General features: G+C 38.0%; 1 pseudogene. It reads right to left on the bottom strand.

Annotated elements, in window-relative coordinates:
• Nucleotides 1-86: pseudogene (endB, locus tag R0K30_RS21765) on the bottom strand (type II toxin-antitoxin system antitoxin EndoAI); the annotation flags it as partial.
• Nucleotides 87-276 lie beyond the last annotated feature (190 nt).

Genomic DNA, 276 nt, shown 5'->3' with positions numbered 1-276 from the left:
TCCCGCATCGCTACACCATCCAATTCAGCTACTAAGTTTTCAGGCAAGCTGATTTTCATTTCGGTTCTTGCGCTGGATTCAGACAAAAAACATACACCTCCACCAAACTTACGGATACGACCAATACATCCATCCAGACATAATGATACCATTATTCAAACGTCAAGCAAAGCTGTTTTATAAATTCTCTTTTTCCGGATGACGGCTACTTGTTTGTATTATCTTGCAGTAAAGGATTTCTTACTTCCATTATACTCTCATTTTCCAAAAACATAC

The organism is Bacillus sp. SIMBA_154 (genome assembly GCF_046536015.1).
Lineage (GTDB): Bacteria > Bacillota > Bacilli > Bacillales > Bacillaceae > Bacillus > Bacillus pumilus_P.
Note: the sequence above shows the minus strand (reverse complement) of the source record. Positions and strands in the feature narration are given on the sequence as shown.